Origin of the sequence: Pontibacillus sp. HMF3514, assembly GCF_009858175.1 — a bacterium.
GTDB lineage: Bacteria > Bacillota > Bacilli > Bacillales > BH030062 > Pontibacillus.
Genome location: NZ_CP047393.1, coordinates 2,962,780 through 2,982,250 on the forward strand (window position 1 = coordinate 2,962,780; position 19,471 = coordinate 2,982,250).

Sequence of the window (19,471 nt, forward strand, 5' to 3'; positions counted from 1 at the left end):
ATTATAAATAGGTTTCACATTAATATATTCGCTTTAAATAGTTTAACTCCTTTATTTAAATTCTTTTTTTAATTATGAAAATTCGTTATGATAAAACTAGTAAATAAAAGGAGGAAGATTCATGCGTGATCCTAGAATCCAACAACTTGCTCAACAAGTTGTCCATTATTCTGTAAATCTACAAAAAGGTGAAAAATTATTAATTGAAAATACAGGCCTCCAACAAGAACTCGTTTCAGCTATCGTTGAAGAAGCATATAAAGCTGAAGGGCTACCATTTGTTTCTCTTAAAGAACCAAAAGTCCAACGTTCTTTACTACAAAATGCTGATGAAGAACAAATGAATGTGTTAGCTGAACATGAAGCATCTCTTATGAAACAGATGGACGCTTACATAACAATACGTTCAGGAGATAACATTTCAGAGCTTGCTGATGTACCTGCTGAAGGAATGAAATTATATAATCAAACAGTCGGTCAAAAAGTACACAGAGAATGGCGTGTCCCTCATACAAAATGGTGTGTTCTTCGCTTCCCTAATGAGTCTATGGCTCAATTGGCTAATATGAGTACAGAAGGTTTTGAAGATTTCTATTTCAATGTATGTACACTAGATTATGAAAAAATGAGCAATGCTATGGATGCACTTGTTAAACGTATGGAACAAACGGACAAGGTGCGTATTACAGGACCTAACACAGATTTACAATTCTCCATTGATGGGATTCCAAATGTGAAATGTGCAGGTAACTTAAATATTCCAGATGGAGAAGTATACACAGCACCTGTTAAAGATTCTGTGAATGGTACAATCCATTACAATACACCATCTCCTTACAACGGCTTCACGTATGAAGATGTAAAACTTACATTCAAGGATGGAAAAATTATTGATGCGACAGCAAACGATACAGAACGTATTAACAAGATTTTTGATACAGATGAAGGTGCAAGATACGTAGGAGAATTCGCCATCGGATTAAACCCTTATATTCAACATCCTATGAAGGATATCCTATTTGATGAAAAAATTGATGGGAGCTTTCACTTTACTCCAGGACAGTGTTATGATGAAGCACCAAACGGGAATAACTCTGCCATCCACTGGGATATGGTTATGATCCAACGCCCTGAATACGGTGGAGGGGAAATATACTTTGATGACGTACTGATTCGTAAAGACGGACGTTTTGTCGTTCCAGACCTTGAAGTATTAAATCCAGAAAACCTTAAATAAGCACAAAAAAGCTTGGCAGAAACGCCAAGCTTTTTTACGTACTATAAACTTTCATAGGCTTTTTGGAATTTTTGAATATCCCCAGCACCCATAAAAATTAATACGCTATCTTTATGTTGTTGTAAAACAGATGTTTCATCAAGTTGTAATAAATGAGCTCCATCTATTCTACCTTGTAAGTCTTCAATCGATAGTTTTCCAGATTCCTCACGTGCTGAACCGAAAATATCACATAAATAAACTTGATCAGCATCATTTAAGCTATCCGCAAATTCTTGTAGAAACATCCTTGTTCTTGTAAAGGTATGAGGTTGGAAAATTGCAATGACTTCTTTGTTCGGATATTTTTTCTTTGCTGATTCAATTGTCACTTCAACCTCTTTTGGATGATGGGCATAGTCATCAATAATAACTTGATCGTTATGCTTCTTCTCTGTAAAGCGACGCTTAACACCTTTGAATTCACTAATATGCTTCATATCTTCAGAAGAGATCTGTTCATACTGACATAATGCGATAACTGATAATGCGTTTAATACATGGTGTGTCCCATAACCTGGAATCGTAAAGGAATCATAAAATGTGTTACGTACATACACGTCAAAAGTCGTACCATTTTCATCTTCACTCACATTTTGAGCTTGAAAGTCATTACCGTCTGACAAACCGTAATATAATACAGGAACTCTAGCTTGAATCTGTTGAAGATGCTCATCATCACCGCAAGCAATAATACCCTTCTTCACTTTGAGAGCCATTTCTTGAAAGGCACTAAAAACATCTTCTAAGCTCGTGAAGTAATCCGGGTGATCAAAATCAATATTTGTCATGATTGCATAATCCGGTTCATAAGCAAGGAAGTGTCTACGATATTCACATGCTTCAAACACAAAGTACTGACTATCCTCGTGCCCTCTGCCTGTTCCGTCACCAATTAAATACGATGTTGGATGAATGCCACTTAGTACATGAGCAAGCAACCCTGTTGTTGATGTCTTTCCATGGGCTCCTGTTACAGCAATACTCGTATAATTTTGTAACCATTCACCTAAGAATTCATGGTACCTAAAGAATGGCACACCTAACTCTTTGGCTGCTTGAATTTCTTCATGGTCTTCGCCAAACGCATTTCCTGCTATTATAGTTAAACCTTCTTCAATGTTCTCTTTAGAAAACGGTAAGATCGGTATTCCTTTTGACTCTAAAGATGCTTGCGTAAAAAATGTCTTCTCCACATCAGAACCTTGAACCTTTTCCCCCGCATCATGAAGAATTTGTGCTAATGCACTCATTCCCGTACCTTTGATACCAATAAAATGGTAAGTAGTCATATAGAAGAACCTCCACAATTATACAGTCGTATCTGTTTGCTATTATATGTATATAGGCAAAACTTGCGCCTACTTCTTTTTGATTATACCCGTTCCTTTATTATAGCAAAACCTCAAATAGGAGTGAATGGTATCATCAAAACTGTAATATGTTGAAATATTTATTATCATAACGCCTAAGAAAAAGCTGACACAATACGTGTCAGCTTTCTTGAGGAATATATTCCACTTTTTCTAATCTTGGATTTGGACGGTAACGACGTCCTTCTTTAGCTTCATTTTGTCCATTTAATAATACATTGTCTCCTGTAAAAGAAGTATCGATATTAAGTAAGCTGCTCCCAACTCCATAAATATCTACAGGAACTTTTCGTTCTTCAAATTTACGGATACGATCTTCTGTAAAACCGCCACTCGCTACTATTTTCACATGATTATACCCTTCAGCATCCAATGCTTTTCGAAGAGCAAAAATTAATTCAGGATTCACTCCTCGAGGGTCAAATGTGCCCATAAGGTGTTGGTTACGTAGGAAATACTTGTCTACTAAAGATCTTGATGTATCAACACGTACTCCGTTTAGTTCATCACCAAATTCACGTGCAACTTTTAAAGAGTCTGTGATCACATCATTGTTGTAATCAACTAAGGCCATTAATTCATCGTCTGGGAATTGTTCTTTGTATGCTCTCGTTGCAGCAACTACATCTCCCTGGAACATTTGTATTAAGGCGTGTGGCATGGTTCCCATCCCTTCTTTCCCCCACCATTCATTCATGGCGTGAGTCGCCTGGGCAGTAGAGCCACCAATATAAGCTGCGTACCCATCACCTGCTTGTTGAGTGTAATGATCATCACGGTCACCCATAAAGATAACAGGCTTCTGCTTTCCCGATGCTCTTGCAGATTTAACAACATTAAATACATTCGTTGATACAGATGTTCTTCGTGATAAAATACCATCGATGATACCTTCTAAGTACCCAAAATGTTGGTATGGACCTGTGATCGTTAACACCGTCTCGAATGGACGAATTCGATCTCCATCCTTCAATGAATAAATAGAGAGTTCCTCTGGATGGTCAGCGAATGTGTGAATAAGCGCAATCGCCTCATCCGTTCCACAAAGAACAGCATCTTTCTTTTGGAAAAATTGCATCGTTACATAATTATCCGGAAGGGTGTTCTCGACAATCTTTCTTGTTTTAAGGAAATAAACAGCAGAAAACCAACCTTCTTCGATACGTTCATCAAATTTAAACGTCTTGTTGGTTAACCGTTTGATGTCGCCCTTCATTTTCAGTTCGATTTCTTTCATATCTACGTTATACCCCTTATCGTCAATCTCCTCAATGTACCTATTTACTTATAGTATAAAATTCCTTGGAGTTCGACAAGTTATGTGTGAAAATCCTATAGTTTTTTTATTCTTTTTCTCGTGCTAAATATTCTTTAAAGCTGGCATGAGTCATATGCACTTCTCGAGGCTTACTTCCTTTTGAACCAGAAATAATCCCTTTTTCCTCCATTGTATCAATAAGTCGAGCGGCACGATTATAACCAACTTTAAAGCGTCTTTGTAATAATGAAGCACTAGCACCATTTTGATTGATTACGAAGTCCACTGCATCTTCAAACAGCTCGTCTTCTTCCTCTTCAAAACTTGTTTGCTTCATTAACTCTTCTTGTTCAAACATATAATTTGGTGGCGCAATTTTCTTAACGTAGTTAGCAATACGTTCAATCTCATCATCCGAAACAAAAGCACCTTGAATTCGTTGCCCTTTTCCAGATCCATTCTCTAAGAATAACATATCGCCTTTACCAAGTAATTTTTCAGCACCATTCGTATCGATAATCGTTCTTGAATCTACTTGTGATGATACGCTAAAGGCTACACGAGTTGGGATGTTTGCTTTAATTAAACCAGTAATAACATCAACAGATGGACGTTGTGTAGCTAGAAGCAAGTGCATACCACAAGCACGAGCTTTTTGAGCAATACGACAGATCGCATCTTCTACGTCCTGAGGTGAAACCATCATAAGGTCTGCTAGCTCATCAATCACAATGACCATATATGGCATCTTTTCTGCTTTACGACCTTTTTCTTTCATCTTTTCATTATAACGATCTATATCGCGAACGCCTTCTGCCACAAACTTTTCATAGCGTTCTTCCATTTCTTTCACTGCCCACTTAAGAGCTGATGTAGCTGCTTTTACATCTGTGATAACAGGTGCCACTAAATGAGGTAAATCATTGTAAGGTGCTAGTTCAACCATTTTTGGATCAATTAATAGAAACTTCACATCTTCATAGTTCGCTTTATACAACAAGCTAATTAAAATTGTATTGATACACACACTCTTACCTGAACCTGTTGCACCAGCTATTAACCCATGCGGCATTTTCTTGAGATCTGTTATAACAGGAGAACCAGCAATATCTAAGCCAAGCCCAACAGATAGTGGTGAATCGTTATCTTTAAAAGAAGGATTTTCTAAGATTTCTTGTAGACTTACTGCCTGTGCTTGTTGATTTGGAACCTCTATGCCAATTGCATTCTTACCTGGGATAGGAGCTTCTATACGAATATCTTTAGCAGCAAGACTCAATTTAATATCATCTGCTAAGTTCGTGATTTTGCTTACTTTCACTCCGGGTTCAGGCTGTACTTCAAAACGCGTAACAGCAGGTCCCTTCATAGCATTAACCACTTTTGCTTTAACATGAAAGTGTTGCAACGTGGTTTCTAATAATTGCATCTGATCCTCAATCCAAGCATCGTCATTCTCATCTCGGGATATCGGATCATTTAACATGTGCATCGGTGGTGTAGAATCTTTCACTACCTCGTCAAAGGATACTTCCTCTGCCTCTTGTCCTTTGACCTCTTCTTCCTTAACAGGAGCTGGTTCTTCAGTCTTTTGCTTCCGTTCCTTAGCTTCCTCACTCGCTTTAAGATCACGGTTTCTTTTATCCCTTGGCGTCATAATTACATTAAATGGGCGTCTATTTTTTTTAGGAGAACGCTCTGGTTCTGGTGCAATTTCTGACGGTGATTCTGGTTGTGTTTCTGATTCTCTGTCTGTCTCTAGTTCAGATTCAGGTGTTGATTCTGATTCTGTCTCTACCTCAAATTCGGATTCAGGTTCTGATTGCGGCTCTGTCTCTACCTCAAATTCGGATTCAGGTTCTGGTTGCGGATCTGTTTCTGACTCAACTTCTGATTCAGGTTCTGATTGCGGCTCTGTTTCTGACTCAACTTCTGATTCAGGTTCTGATTGCAGCTCTGTTTCTGACTCAACTTCTGATTCAGGTTCTGGTTGTGGCTCGTTTCCATTAACTAATTCCGCATCTTCTTGCTGAGCTACTTCTTGAGCTTCTCCTTGGAAAGACTGCTCTTCGTTTATAGACTCTTCAGTCGTTTGTTCTTCAACAGGCTCTTCTTCTCCAAAATCCATAAAGAAGCTTTTCTTTTCTTCTTGATCGGACTCTGCACCTTCTTGATCTTCTTCAACCTCATAATGAGGATTTTCATGTTGTTCATCTTCGTCGGCCTCTTCAGTCGACTCTTCTTCTTGTACACGTAAAAAAGGAACAATTTTATCGGATTGATTTATTAAATCGTGCTTGTTTACCTCGCCAGAAGACCCCGCCATTCGTTGTTCCTCAAGAATATCTCCTCCCGCTTTTTCAGAATGAGTCGATTGAAAACTTGCTTCTGGTGATTCTTCATTTTGCTTTCGTAAAAAGGCTGGGAGATCTTCTAAACTTATTGCATCTTCATCTTGCTCGGATCTACTTCCAAACCCATAGATAGGAGATGGAACGTCACTAGGAACAAAAGGATATGGCATGTCTTCTTCTGTTTCTTTTTGACTAGTATTTTCTGTATAGGATTCCTTGTAAGACGTATTGTATGATTGTGTTCCTGAATCTCTGTATTCTTTACGGTTATATGTATCTGTTTGGGAATTTTGATAAGGTTGTTTGTTGTTGTAACCTTCTTCCTGATGTTGCTTAGGTTCACTTGACCTACTTCGTTTCATCCCTTTTTTATCATCAGGAATAACTGGAAAACGAAACTCTCCTTGCTTTGGGTATTGGTAAACCATTTTCGTTTGAAATTCGTTGTTTAGTTTCTTTCCTCCAACAGATTGTGAAGAATCGGGCAGTTCATCTTCAGTCGATGTATCTTCTTGGAGTACGTGATGTAACCATTTTTTCATTCGATTCCACATCAATGCTCACTCTCTCTATTAAAATATTGAATACACCTATTTTAACAGTTTTTTTAGGATTTTGGGAAAGTAGAGGTGTGCTATAAAGGAAAATCCCTCTTTAGGTGGATATAGATTTAGGGTTTTATAGACCAATCATAGAATGAACTATGCAATCATTGTTTTTCTTATGGAATTATTCAGCTAAATGGCAGTAATATCGAATAAGCTGGTGCGGAGTGGTTCCGTTGCTTTTATGGAGTGCGGCGGGCTGGGAAACGGGCTGCTTTCCCCGGACGAACGATCGAGCCTCCTCATCCGCTACGCTTCTTGCGGGGTCTCGCTCGCCCGTTTTTCCGGAGGAGTCAGCCCGTTTCCCAGCCCACCTTAGCCGAATGATGATTAACGGAACCACAGCGATATTAAGAAGACGATGCTTAAGGACATTTGTTCCGCTAATGTCTTTTTAATGATCTTTTTGAAGAGCTTACGGACATTCATCCCGTTATTTGCTCCAAATCATCTTTAAAAAGCCCATTTTGTCACAAATAAGGTACCATATGTCCGCAAGGGTTAGAACTCATACAACTAGGGTCCGTTAACCTCCACATCCTTAAGGGGTGAAGGAAACGGCAAACTCCCGCGGTAGAAAGGGCGACCGAGACCCCGCAGGAACGAAGTGACGAGGAGGCTCGGACGGTCTTCCGCAGGAGTATTGCCGTTTCACTGAACCCCTAACTCTCATAAAAGCAACGGACTGCTCTCAACTTATCTCGATTCCAAGTCTTCCAGATAAGAGGGCTTTAATGGAACATGTAATCAAGAAGATATCTCTAATCCCCCCCTATATATAGCTAAAAAATAAAAAAAGCCCGCGATGATAAAACATCGCGGGCTTCCTCAATATTATTGTTCAAATGGCTGACCAACTTCATAACTATCTTCAAGTACAAGAATTCCTTTTTCTTTAGGAGCATTTGGTAAACCAAGTTCTTTTGCTGAACAGATCATGCCATTAGAAGGTACGCCACGTAATTCAGTTGCTTTAATTTCCATTCCACTTGGCATAACTGCACCCACTTTAGCCACTACTACTTTTTGTCCTGCATCTACGTTAGGTGCACCACACACGATTTGCAGTAACTCGTCTCCTACATCAACTTTACATACGCTAAGCTTATCAGCGTTTTCGTGCTGATCCTTCTCTTTCACATAACCAACAACAAATTTTGGAGAAAGATCAATATCAAGCTTGTCATCTAGTTCGTTTTTTTGAAAAACCTCTTGAATTTCCTTAAGAAAATCTTCTGTTAGGGTAATCGCCCCATTTTCTTGAAGGTTGAAATAGGCAGATGCTTGAAAAATGTTATAACCCAAAGTGTGTCCACTCTCACTATTCGTAATCTTAACAACATCACCATGTTTTTCATGCTGAACATCGTCACGATCTTCCCCTTTTTGTAATGGAAAGATGAGTACATCCCCTATTCCTGAATGGTTATAATACACTTGCATAAGCTATGACTTCCTTTCTCCGCTATTCTTGATTTTTATCTTTTGGTTTATTTTTGGCTAAAATAAAGATCGGTTCTAACTGCTTATCCTCATATAGAAATGGTAAAGAAGTAATTGGTACGCGACCTTCAGCAAAGAACTTCATTGTCATTTGAGCTAAAATATCGTACCCCATATCATTTTGAATATCAGCAAAAATACACACATCTCCATGTGGGACAGCTACTGCTAATTCTCCAACACTCTTCGCCTTCATTTCTTCAAGTAAAGCTTCGTTCAATATACGTGATGAATCATAACCATCATTTGATGAAACAAAATAAAATGTATTGCCTGCAACATCATCTTGTTTCATGTTCTGATCTAATGAGCGTACATTAAACCTCGCAATTTCTCGGATTCGATCTTGGTCCCAACCTTGCTCCTGGAGCATTTCTTCATCAATTAACCGATATGATTTCCCTAAATCTAATGCATAATAAATACGCGTTTCAGCTGTATGCTCATCTGTAACAAGCGGCTTTCCTTCGTTAGATTCTGTCGGGAATGATGCAGCTCGAATTACAGGGATGATACTCTTTTCTTTACCTACTAGATCATGCGTCTCATTCATGATTTTAAGAGCTTCTTCAATATGCTCTTCTAACTCATCAAGAGCAGCATCCTGTTTCTGTTCGTATTTCGAAATGATACCTGGCAGAGAAATTTCAATACCTTTTTGTGTATCCTTCCATTCTATACGATAAATATCTTTGTCTCGATTAAAAGAAGTACGCCATTCTGGGTTCTGAAGACGCTCGTCCAATAATCGTTTCATTTTAATACTTGTCATCTTCATTTCCTTTTTCCTCCTTTTCTGTTTGAAGGAAACGTTCACGTAGCTATTTTAGCATGAATTGAATTGGATAAAAAGCAAGCCTTGCTACTACCTAACAAGGCTTTTATTAACAATTAGGAACATAAACCTTCCATAAAGTTCTCAATTTCCTCTTTTGTCTTACGATCCTTACTTACAAATCGTCCAACTTCTTCGCCATCATGAAAGGCTACGAAGCTTGGAATACCAAAGACGCCTAAATCTCCGCAAAGCTCTATGAAATCATCACGGTCCACATAAACGAATTGGTACGTATCATATTTTTCTTCTATTTCTGGTAGAAATGGTTCTATAACACGGCAATCTGGACACCAATCAGCTGAAAACATGAAAATCGTTTTACCTGACTGGGATAATTCTTGATATTCTTCTATTGATTGTAAAGTTTTCATGGATAAATATCCTCCTTAATACTCGATCTTTAAATCTCCTGGCTGAATCCAACCTTTTTTCCTAAACCATTCCGATAATAGCAAAGTTATAACAAGAGGACCAACGATGTGCAATCCCATAATCGCCCAAAAGATTTCCCAGGAAAAGCCCATCTGTTGAAAGGTCATGATTTGACCTACAAATCCACTTGTTCCCATACCTCCACCAGGTGCGTTATTTACCATTTTTAGCCAGACTGAAGCAAATGGTGCTAGAACTGCCCCAGCAATTGTGGGTGGTAAGATCAAAAGCGGTTTTCGGATAACATTGGCTACTTGAAGCATAGAGGTACCGATTCCTTGAGCAATCCAGCCTCCTATTCCATTATCGCGATAGCTCATCGTTGCAAAACCAATCATTTGTGCAGCACAACCGACTGTCGCTGCCCCCGCTGCAATCCCACTTAAATCCAACATTAAAGCAATTGCTAAACTCGAGATCGGTGCGGTTAAAGCCCATCCCATAAGGACTGCAACCAAGATCCCCATAATAAATGGTCGCTGATTTGTAGCCCATTCAATTATATCTCCAAATGCAAGCATAAAGGCATTTACAGAAGGACTAATTAAAACGCCTACTAAATATCCGACCAAAATTGTAATAAATGGTGTAAGAATGATATCAATTCTAGTTTGTTTACTTACCAGCTTCCCTATTTCAATGGAAAGAAGTGCAGCTATGTAACTTCCTGCTGGACCACCACCAATTTCAGCACTAAAAGCTCCGCTAAAGAGAGCAGCAAACACAACGAGAGGTGGTGCTTTTAATCCATAGGCAATCGCTACGCCAATGGCACCTCCCCATACCTTTTTTTCCATTGCAAACGAGCCCATCTCGATAAGAGGTTGAAATCCAATTTCTTGGCCAATGGTTTTAACAATTAAACCTATAATAAGTGATGAAAATAGCCCTAAAGCCATATAACTTAAGGCTGTTATAAAGTATTCTTTTGCAGATAAAGTGACTCCTTGTTTATCTAAAAACTTCTTTATAGATGAAGTATCTTGAGTCATAAGCATTCCCTCTTTCTTTTATTAGGTGCCTGATTTTATCATAACCAATTCAAAATGCTTCCTCAATCGTTAGTTGTTATCCACTCAAACTCTTTTATCTATTTTAACTCATTCTATTAAGGTTTAAATATTGATGTCGAAATAAAAATTAGACCTATCCTTTTTCCACTTAGATTCAGTCGACAAAAATCCCGAAACGCAATTGTAATCCTACATATTTAGTTCTATAATTAATAGATAAATTAACAATTTTTTAATTATTTAGTCATATCTCATAAGAGATAGAGGACGCATGCAAGAAATTTTTAACACTTCATTCTTTCAAAGGGGGACTTTCATCTTGAGATCGATACGTAATCGAGTACGCTTAATGCTAGTTTTATCCTTATCTAGTTTAATTGTCCTAATTGGTTTTTCATTCTATTTTTTAACTGAACAAAAGAAAATGGCTGAAGCACAGGAAAATGTGCAACAAGCACTCCACCAAAGTGATGACATTAAATACACTGTCTCGTTAACAAGAAATGCAGAAAAGACATTCTTTAATGATCCATCCATAGAAAATGGAGAAGCGATGAGAGAGGCAATCCAAAACTTACAGGAAAAGGCTTCGAAATACGCTAAAGAGAATCAGAATTATCCTGAAATCTCCAAGTCTTTCAATTCTATCAAAGAAAGTGCCGTAGCTTATGAAGAACAACTGGATCCACTAATTGGCATGTATGATATTGTGGGCTTTTCTGAAAATGAAGGCATGTACAAACGAATCAACGATACAGTTGACTCGTTTTACGCGATTGTTGAAAAAGCAAGCAACCCTGACCTAAGTAACGCTTTTATTCAATTAAAGCTAGTACAAGAAGACTACTTGAAATCTGGTAGTGAAGAAGACATGAATAAGTTCAACTCGATATCCAATGAAATGCGTGATCTAGTTAGTGATGCTGATCTACCTTCTGAAGATACGAGTAACTTTAACATGAACCTACTTAAGTTTAAGCAAAACCTGAATACCATAACAAATACCAAACTTCAGGCTAGCAACCTTACTAGTACGTTTAGTGAAATTGCTAGTAACATTACAAATCAAGCAACTTCCGTAACCGTTAGCGCCAATGCGAAAAGTAGTGCAATGCAAGAAGAAGCAGAAGCGACCAATCAAAAAACGGTTACGATGCTACTCATTATTAGTGGTATTGCTATCGTATTACTGCTTGGTACCGGAATATTCTTAATCCGTTCCATTAGTCGCTCTATTAAGAGTCTTAAAGAAGGTGCAGAAATTATCGGTAACGGAAATCTATCCTACCGTGTGGAATTAAAAACAAAAGATGAAATGGCTGAGTTAGCTACAACCTTTAACAATATGGCCGATCGAATGCAAAGTTCACTTTTAAAGGTTAATCATGCATCAAACGTTCTTTCTTCTTCATCCTCTAACCTTGCTGCGGTTTCTCAGCAAACAACAGCACAGTCACAAGAGGTAAGTGAAGCCATTAATCAAGTAGCAGTTGGTTCTCAAGAACAAGCAAGTCAGATTGAAGAAAGTACGAAGTTGATTGAAGACGTTTCTGGAGCAATTAAACGTACAGATGATTACGCTAATGAAATTTCTGAGTCACTTTCTTCTGCAAAAAATGATGGTGAAGCTGGAATTGAAACCGTGAACGAGCTTCAAGAAACATCAGATTCCTTTATTGGTTTAGCATCTCATCTAACAAATGAGGTACAACAAGCAACCGAACAATCAAGAAAAATTAATCAAATTGTTTCGACCATCCAAGAAATTGCTGACAACACTAATCTCTTAGCACTAAACGCAGCAATCGAATCTGCCCGTGCAGGTGAATCAGGCCGAGGTTTTGCCGTAGTTGCTGATGAAGTAAGAAAGTTAGCTGAACGATCAAAACAAGAAGCACAGGAAATTTATCAGCTTGTTAATGGAATGTCTGAGCAAATGTCTTCTTTATCTGAGGAAGCTGATAAATTCCATACCTATCAAGAAACACAATCAGAGTCTGTTAATAAAACAAAAGAAGCGTTTGACCGCATCGCAGGCCATGTAACAAGCATGAACAGCCAAATCACTAATGTAAAACAAGCTGTAAGCGAAGTAGGTGGATTTAACAACGACCTTAAAACTAAGCTTCATGAAATCAGCGTGATCTCAGAGGAGTCAGTCGCAACAGCAGAAGAAGTAGCAGCTTCTTCTGAAAACCAGCTACAAGCTATTTCTCAAGTGAATTCATCAGCAATGGACCTTCAAAACCTATCCCAAGAACTTGATGAAGAAGTAAGTCAATTTGAATTGGGTGACGAGGAACAATCCGAAGAGCCTACAATCACTTTAGCTGATGATGAGCCATATACAGAAGAGCTTTCAGATGAAGAAACGGATTACGAAGAAAAGCTAGATGAAGAACATGATTATAATGATGAATACGATAAAAATGATTATTATGATGAAGTTGCTAGCTCTTCTGAGGAAGATGAGATCTTAGATAATGATTTAGACGAAGATTAACAACATAGAGACTAAACAAAAGCGCCCTCCCTTACTGGGAGAGCGCTTTTTTAAAACTATTCTGATTCTGTATCTGTCGTGGAATAAGCTATGGAACGTACAATTTTCATCATTTCGTGCGCATCATCTTTTAAATCATTCTTGTCCGTTTCAGTAGTCATCTTAACGCCACCAACACCAACCTGAAGCTCATATGATTCATCATTTAACTGAATAATACGAAGGTATCCAAATCGCTCATCATTACTAAAGGTTTCGATCATCTTGATGTCTTTAGCTTGTTTAGCAGACTTATAAAAGGTATCACTTTCAAGCTTTTCAAAAGGGTTATAAAATAGAATATACCCTTGTTCATCTTCTCTAAGTATAAGATTATTTGCTGAATTAGACACGATCTCCATCGTTTCAGGCATATACAAAGATATGCTTTCTAATTCTCTCGTAAACGGAACTTCTTCCTTGTTAAAAGCCTCTTTTGCTGCAGATTTTGCATTTTGCATGGCTTGTTTCTCTGATACAAAGAACCCTGACAAGAACAAAATCAGCAGGACAGCAATGGCTACACTTACTAAGCCGACTAAAAGCCATTTTGGATTAAACTGTTTCAATGCGACTCTCCCCCTGCTTCCATCTTAAACAAGTGTCTCTTTTTAATCTTCTATATCTATCATACTATGAGATTGTCATTTGACAAGGATCGATTTTATATGTTTTTAAAAATTCATATTCTCATTGCAGGTTAAACGTATTCACTGCCCTAGATATCCGTTTATGCTAAACTTAATAAGGGAAAGAATTAACAGATTTTGTTTCCGTTAGAGGAGGAATATCATTATGGAGCTAACTGTCTATCTTGCAGGACAAATTCATGATTCTTGGAGAGATGATGTAAAAGCAAAAGCAAGACAAAAAGATTTACCCTTACACTTTGTAGGACCTCAAGAACAGCATGATCGATCTGATTCAGTTGGAGAAGATATTTTAGGGGAACAACCTAACCATGTCTATCGTGATGACGCTGCTTCAAGCATTAATAATTTACGTACACAAGTGTTAATGCAAAAATCTGATGTTGTTATCGCTTTGTTTGGAGACAAATACAAACAATGGAACACAGCAATGGATGCAAGTACTGCATTAACAATGGGCAAGCCAGTTATATTGGTTCGTCCAGAATCTTTACACCACCCATTAAAAGAGTTATCGAATAAAGTAAATGTGACAGTAGAGACGATTGATCAGGCTTTAGATGTCATTTCTTATATTTTTGAGTAGTCCTTTTTACAAATTACATTAAATGATTTTGAAGACGGAATCAAAAATGATTTCGTCTTCTTTTTATTTCAAGAACAAATGATGGCGAAGTCCTATATTAAAGTTATTCAGCTTTATGGCAGTAATCTGGAATAAGCTTCTGAGTGAGATGGTGGGTTCGTTGCGTTTGTGAGGCGTGAGGGTCATTGAAACGGCAATACTCCTGCGGAAGACCGTCCAAGCCTCCTCATCCGCTACGCTCCTTGCGGGGTCTTGGCCGCCCTTTCTACCGCGGGAGTTTGCCGTTTCCTTCCCCCCATTGGTATGTAGGTTAACGACCCCAGCTCTAATTAGTTGATCTTCCATAGAGCATCAGAAGTATTATATGGAGATCAGAAATACTATAAACAAGCTTTATCTCAGGATTCAAATCCTCTTCAATCTAATTAAGGTGCAACTAACAAATCAAAACAGAAATACTTATTAGGCTGCGGTTCCGTTAACCTCAATACGGCTAAGGTGGGCTGGGAAACGGGCTGACTCCTCCGGAAAAACGGGCGAGCGAGACCCCGCAGGGAACGTAGTGACTGAGGAGGCTCGATCGTTCGTCCGGGGAAAGCAGCCCGTTTCCCAGCCCGCCGCACTCCATTAAAGCAACGGAACCATACTCACCTTATCTCGAAATCAAGTCTTCAAGATAAGGGGGCAACTGTTAAATAAGCCAACACACAAAACGACCAGATTATATAATCTGGTCGTTTCGGTTCGTTCAATACACACGCTGACCAATCAGATCAGCTATTTTTATGATAAAACTCATATTGTCCTTTTAATAAACGAACCACATGCTCAAACATCTCTTTTCGATTCACTAATTCATTCGTGAATATCCCGATCGCACCTTCTTTTTGACGAATTTCAGTGCGTTGAGCATACTCATCCATTATATCGCCAAGCTCTTTTCCTTTGCTAAGGTCCTTGGCAACTTCATCTGGTAAAGGGATACGTGCACCACTAGCTGTAAACACATTTTCTTGTTTATCTACTAATGCACCCCAGTTACAGAGATATAAATCATTTTCAAGCTCCATTACGCCACCTTCTAGGCCGATCCCAATGCAACCTTTTTCAGAACTTGCACACTCACGAGCTCGGTTAATAGCCCCTTCCAATGTCTCTTCATCTGAAAATGGCTGTGAGGATACTTTAGAAGCAACCTCTATACCCTCAACTACGAAATCCGAGAAGTTGCTCCGGACGGCATCGATTTTCGCATAATTGTTTGAGCCGACTATAATCTTCATGGTTTCATCCTTTCTCGTATTAACCCCTTTGATCTAGTAGGAACGAGATTGTCTTCATCCTAAGGAGCAACCTCTTGATGTTTAATTAACTGTTTTGAAGGATTTGATCTACAGCATTTTGGTCTGTTGCTTTAACAAGGTGTGTTAATAACTCTTTTGCTGCAGCGTAGTCATCAATGTGAATCATAGAAGCAGACGTATGAATGTATCGAGAGCAAATACCTACAACTGCAGATGGAACTCCTTCATTCGCAATATGAACACGCCCTGCATCCGTTCCACCCTGAGAAATGAAATATTGATATGGAATATCATGTGTTTCTGCCATATCCAGGATGAACTCACGAATACCTCGGTGAGTAACCATTGATTTATCTAAAATACGTAATAATGCACCTTTTCCTAATTGGCCAAACTCGTTCTTATCACCAGACATATCATTTGCTGGTGATGCATCTAATGCATAAAAAATATCCGGCTGAATCATGTTAGCAGCTGTTTGAGCACCACGCAACCCTACTTCTTCTTGTACGGTAGCTCCTGAATACAGCATATTCGGTAAGGATTCATTTTGTAGTTCTTTAAGAAGCTCTACAGCAAGTCCACAACCATATCGGTTATCCCAAGCTTTTGCTAAAATCTTCTTTTCATTCGCCATTGGTGTAAAAGGACAAATAGGAACAATTTGTTGCCCAGGCTTTACACCAAGACGTTTCGCATCCTCTTCATCATCTGCACCAATATCGATCATCATATTTTTGATATCCATTGGCTTTTTGCGCTGCTCAGGTGTCAGGTTATGTGGAGGGATAGAACCAATTACACCTGGGATCGGTCCATCATCAGTCATGACTTGAACACGTTGCGCTAAGAGTACCTGACTCCACCATCCCCCTAATGTTTGAAAACGTATCATACCGTTCTTTGTAATTTGGGTGACCATAAACCCCACTTCATCCATATGACCAGCAACCATAACTTTAGGTCCGTTTCCTTTTTTTACACCAAAAACGCCGCCCAGTTTATCCTGAATAATTTCATCTGAATACTTTTCAAGTTCACCTTTCATAAAAGAACGTACTTTATGTTCATTACCAGGGGCGCCTTGTAATTCTGTTAGCGTACGAAATAAATCTAATGTATCTTGTTTCATTATGTATCCCACTCCCATTTATAGATTTAAGGTAACTCTTATGATCTCTATGTTGAACGCTCTTCGTAACTTCTATTATCGTAACGAATGTTCAGAATCTTTTCCACTATGACCCCTATTATTTTCTATTTTACTCAACTTTCGATATACTATAAAAAGATTGATGAATGAGTAGAGGTGAATGGAAATGAGATTGACAAAGTCACTTGCAGCAGTCGGCTTAGGTGCTCTAGTCGGTTATGTAGCTGCGAAGCAATTTAACGAACATCAAAACCTGTCACCTGAGAAAGCGTTAAAAGTAGCCAAAGAGGCTTTTAAACGTCAGGGACCAATTAGTGGATCTTGGATTCATATGAAAACCGAAGAAATTTCTTTGGACGATCTTCCTTACACCGTTTATCGCGGTGGTGTTTCTCGTTCTATTGATGGAACAACGAAGCAATTTGAATTTTATATTGATTCTGTCACTGGAACCATAATTGAAGTAAGTGAAGTTTCCTAACGGTTAACCAAAATCCGCACCTCGGTGCGGATTTTTTATTTACCGTTCTCGCTCAACTTTTTGAATGACTTCCCCTTCTTCATTGAATTGTAGCGCACGGTAATATGCATCATGATAGAAGGTGTACCAAGCCTGTTTCTGATAACCATACTTCATCCAGTCTTGCTTTTGGTGTACAGAAGTAACTGGAAAATCATCATAAGCTAATACCCAAAGCACGTTCTGATGTGCATTGGTAGGCATGATGTCAGCCATATGAATAAATAGTTCCTCTCCATCTTCAAAACGGATGACCGAATGGCCATCACTATGACCACCTGTATGAATCATATGAAGACCTTCTGCTATCTCAATAACTTCTTCATATGTTTGTACCTGATGCTCAACAGGCTTCCAATTCGTTTCCCAATACGTGTTCGCAGACCGTATATTAGGATTTTTCATTTCATTCCACTCTGTAGATGAAGTGAAAATTTTAGCATTTTCAAATGTCGGCACTAATTTTCCATCCTGCCATTTGCTCAAGCCACATGCGTGGTCAAAATGAAGGTGTGTCATTAAAACAGCATCAATATCTTCTGTACGAAAACCTAATTCATTTAATGAGGAATCAATAGAGGATTCTTCATGAACACCGAAGTTTTTCATTTGTTTTTCATTTAATTTTTGATTTCCAATTCCAGAATCTATTAAGAATTTCTTTCCATCTATTTGAAGAAGAATTGGATCTGTACGTAATTCAATTTGGTTTTTTTCATTTGATGGATATTTACGACTCCATAGAGGCTTGGGTACTACGCCAAACATTGCCCCTCCATCAAGGTGAGTTACGCCTCCATTAAGCCAAGTTAATGTAGCTCGTCCTACTTGTAACGTTTCCATTATGTACCCCCTTTAATTTCTTTACAATTGTATCATAGGGAATGAATAAAATGTAAACGTTACCGTTTGATCTTAACGCTCTGGAAAACGGACTTTGCAACGATAGATTGGTTGTCCTTTTTCAGAGAACTTCTCTTCATACTCAGTCATTACATTTAAAGGGTCCTCTAAAGCATGAAGGTCTAAAGAGACTTCCTCAATAATACAGCCATATTTTGAAAAGCTTGCTAGTGAGTACTCAAATAATTGTTGATTATCTGTCTTCATCACAATGTGCCCGTTTGGCTTTAGTATTTCCTCGTATTGTTCTAGAAATGTATGGTAAGTAAGTCGTCTCTTTTCATGGCGACTTTTAGGCCATGGGTCAGAGAAGTTTAAATAGATCTGGTCAATTTCATTCGGTGCGAAGATATCTCTTAGGTCCTTTGCATCCACATTCATAAGCCTTACATTCGATATATCTGCCTCTAACGTTTTCTTGAGTGTACCTACAATGACATTTTTCACACGTTCTATACCAATGAAGTTCATTTCAGGGTGCTGCCTTGCCATACCAGAAATAAATGCACCCCTTCCTGTTCCGATTTCTAGGTGAATAGGTTGGTCCTCATTAAATAAATCTTTCCATGTACTTTTATGTTTAAAGGGCTCTTGTACAACAATATGATCATTATCTTTTAAATATTGATCTGCCCAAGGTTTATTACGTATTCTACTCATATATTTTTCCTCCTTACGTTCAGCATTCACCTTACCATGAAACCTTGATTCCGAAAAGTTTCTCCTCGATTTTTGTGTATGAGCGAGCATATGAGAAGAAGCTTAAGGAATTTATTCAATGTGACACTTATATTCTACATAAGAGCATCAAGCCGTTATAACAATGATTAACACCCCTTAACAACACTTGGAGTGTAAGCGCTTTCTATAATAAGATAGTAAACGTTGTGTTAAACATTAACAAAAAACGGAGTTGATCTCATGATCATGTTAACAAAACTAATGGAATTGATTGTTCTAGCCACTGTAGGCGTTATGTTTATTGGTTATTCCCTATTTCTATATCCAATCGAAAAAATTCAAGAGAAAACAAGTAAAGAAGTAAAACAAAACAAAGTAAAATATGCACCAAGAACGAAAACACAAACTGCAGCTTAATAAAACAAAATTCACTAAACTGTATATCCAAGAAGACGAAAAAGAACTTTTAGCCTAGCTAAG

At 38.3% G+C, this 19,471-nt stretch carries 17 protein-coding genes; 5 read left to right on the top strand and 12 right to left on the bottom strand.

Going from position 1 to position 19,471, the window contains the following annotated elements:
- Positions 1 to 121 precede the first annotated feature (121 nt).
- Positions 122 to 1,237: an aminopeptidase gene (locus tag GS400_RS15225; RefSeq protein ID WP_160103189.1), complete on the top strand. Its 1,116-nt coding sequence runs from the start codon at positions 122 to 124 to the stop codon at positions 1,235 to 1,237.
- Between the two features lie 41 nt (positions 1,238 to 1,278).
- On the opposite strand, the gene murC is transcribed toward GS400_RS15225, so the two are convergent.
- From murC to GS400_RS15260, 7 genes are all read right to left on the bottom strand, one after another.
- A complete protein-coding gene (gene murC, locus GS400_RS15230) occupies positions 1,279 to 2,568 on the bottom strand; it encodes a UDP-N-acetylmuramate--L-alanine ligase (RefSeq protein WP_160103191.1) in 1,290 nt (429 codons plus the stop codon).
- Between the two features lie 202 nt (positions 2,569 to 2,770).
- Positions 2,771 to 3,886 (bottom strand): nicotinate phosphoribosyltransferase, encoded by a 1,116-nt coding sequence (locus GS400_RS15235; protein WP_160103193.1) that lies wholly within the window; start codon positions 3,884 to 3,886, stop codon positions 2,771 to 2,773.
- Between the two features lie 106 nt (positions 3,887 to 3,992).
- Entirely contained in the window at positions 3,993 to 6,803 is a 2,811-nt protein-coding gene (locus GS400_RS15240) for a DNA translocase FtsK (protein ID WP_236560976.1), read from the bottom strand.
- Between the two features lie 897 nt (positions 6,804 to 7,700).
- Positions 7,701 to 8,309, bottom strand: coding sequence for a YtpR family tRNA-binding protein (ytpR, locus tag GS400_RS15245; RefSeq protein ID WP_160103197.1), 609 nt, complete (start codon positions 8,307 to 8,309; stop codon positions 7,701 to 7,703).
- A 22-nt stretch (positions 8,310 to 8,331) separates the two neighbouring features.
- Positions 8,332 to 9,147, bottom strand: coding sequence for a DUF1444 domain-containing protein (locus GS400_RS15250; RefSeq protein WP_160103199.1), 816 nt, complete (start codon positions 9,145 to 9,147; stop codon positions 8,332 to 8,334).
- A 113-nt stretch (positions 9,148 to 9,260) separates the two neighbouring features.
- Positions 9,261 to 9,578, bottom strand: a complete 318-nt coding sequence (locus tag GS400_RS15255; RefSeq protein WP_160103201.1) for a thioredoxin family protein — start codon at positions 9,576 to 9,578, stop codon at positions 9,261 to 9,263.
- A gap of 15 nt (positions 9,579 to 9,593) precedes the next feature.
- Entirely contained in the window at positions 9,594 to 10,610 is a 1,017-nt protein-coding gene (locus tag GS400_RS15260; protein WP_160104648.1) for a PTS sugar transporter subunit IIC, read from the bottom strand.
- A gap of 361 nt (positions 10,611 to 10,971) precedes the next feature.
- Here GS400_RS15260 and GS400_RS15265 point away from each other — a divergent pair, with 361 nt between their 5' ends.
- Positions 10,972 to 13,155, top strand: coding sequence for a methyl-accepting chemotaxis protein (locus GS400_RS15265; protein ID WP_160103203.1), 2,184 nt, complete (start codon positions 10,972 to 10,974; stop codon positions 13,153 to 13,155).
- 56 nt (positions 13,156 to 13,211) lie between these two features.
- Here the strand turns inward: GS400_RS15265 and GS400_RS15270 are convergent, their stop codons facing one another.
- Positions 13,212 to 13,763: a hypothetical protein gene (locus GS400_RS15270; protein ID WP_160103205.1), complete on the bottom strand. Its 552-nt coding sequence runs from the start codon at positions 13,761 to 13,763 to the stop codon at positions 13,212 to 13,214.
- 226 nt (positions 13,764 to 13,989) lie between these two features.
- Here GS400_RS15270 and GS400_RS15275 point away from each other — a divergent pair, with 226 nt between their 5' ends.
- Positions 13,990 to 14,430, top strand: coding sequence for a YtoQ family protein (locus GS400_RS15275; RefSeq protein WP_160103207.1), 441 nt, complete (start codon positions 13,990 to 13,992; stop codon positions 14,428 to 14,430).
- Positions 14,431 to 15,203: 773 nt separating this feature from the next.
- Here the strand turns inward: GS400_RS15275 and GS400_RS15280 are convergent.
- On the bottom strand, positions 15,204 to 15,713 hold the full coding sequence (locus GS400_RS15280) for a DUF84 family protein (RefSeq protein WP_160103208.1): 510 nt from the start codon (positions 15,711 to 15,713) through the stop codon (positions 15,204 to 15,206).
- A gap of 85 nt (positions 15,714 to 15,798) precedes the next feature.
- The gene (locus GS400_RS15285) at positions 15,799 to 16,866 is read right to left on the bottom strand and encodes a M42 family metallopeptidase (RefSeq protein ID WP_160103209.1); all 1,068 of its coding nucleotides are present in this window, start codon (positions 16,864 to 16,866) and stop codon (positions 15,799 to 15,801) included.
- Positions 16,867 to 17,053: 187 nt separating this feature from the next.
- On the opposite strand from GS400_RS15285, the gene GS400_RS15290 reads away from it, so the two are divergent.
- Positions 17,054 to 17,368 (top strand): PepSY domain-containing protein, encoded by a 315-nt coding sequence (locus GS400_RS15290; protein ID WP_160103210.1) that lies wholly within the window; start codon positions 17,054 to 17,056, stop codon positions 17,366 to 17,368.
- Positions 17,369 to 17,407: 39 nt separating this feature from the next.
- Here GS400_RS15290 and GS400_RS15295 read toward each other — a convergent pair whose 3' ends face one another.
- Both GS400_RS15295 and trmB read right to left on the bottom strand, forming a co-directional pair.
- On the bottom strand, positions 17,408 to 18,250 hold the full coding sequence (locus tag GS400_RS15295; RefSeq protein WP_160103211.1) for a YtnP family quorum-quenching lactonase: 843 nt from the start codon (positions 18,248 to 18,250) through the stop codon (positions 17,408 to 17,410).
- A 72-nt stretch (positions 18,251 to 18,322) separates the two neighbouring features.
- Complete coding sequence (trmB, locus tag GS400_RS15300; protein WP_160103212.1) at positions 18,323 to 18,970, bottom strand: tRNA (guanosine(46)-N7)-methyltransferase TrmB; 648 nt, start codon at positions 18,968 to 18,970, stop codon at positions 18,323 to 18,325.
- Between the two features lie 261 nt (positions 18,971 to 19,231).
- Between trmB and GS400_RS15305 the strand changes: the two genes are divergently transcribed.
- Entirely contained in the window at positions 19,232 to 19,408 is a 177-nt protein-coding gene (locus GS400_RS15305) for a hypothetical protein (RefSeq protein ID WP_160103213.1), read from the top strand.
- Positions 19,409 to 19,471 lie beyond the last annotated feature (63 nt).